The sequence below is a fragment of the Mycobacterium simiae genome, from assembly GCF_008370645.1.
Classification (GTDB): domain Bacteria; phylum Actinomycetota; class Actinomycetes; order Mycobacteriales; family Mycobacteriaceae; genus Mycobacterium; species Mycobacterium simiae_A.
The window spans coordinates 1-249 of record NZ_VTZN01000658.1 but is presented as its reverse complement, the minus strand read 5'-3'; the positions used below and the strand labels follow the sequence as shown (position 1 = coordinate 249).

Genomic DNA, 249 nt, shown 5'->3' with positions numbered 1-249 from the left:
TCGATGTCATCGAAGGGTCCCGCCACCACGACCGAGGTGGGACTGTTGACAGCGGCCAGCGCGGTGTCGGGGAAGTCGCCGAGCAAGCCGCTGAGGTCCTCGGGGCTGGCGCCGATGGCCAGCATGGCACCCGGCGCGCAGGCCTGCATGAGCCGGCCCCGCGCGCTGATCAGGGTCGCGGCATCCTCGAGGGAGAGCACCCCGGCCAAATAGACCGCGGTCAGTTCGCCGATGGAATGTCCTAGGAGC

1 protein-coding gene is annotated in these 249 nt (G+C 69.5%); it reads right to left on the bottom strand.

The genetic code is table 11. The annotated features are described in order from the left end of the window. Nucleotides 1–249: acyltransferase domain-containing protein (locus F0Q45_RS27290; RefSeq protein ID WP_149656735.1), on the bottom strand; the 249-nt coding region annotated here is incomplete at both ends.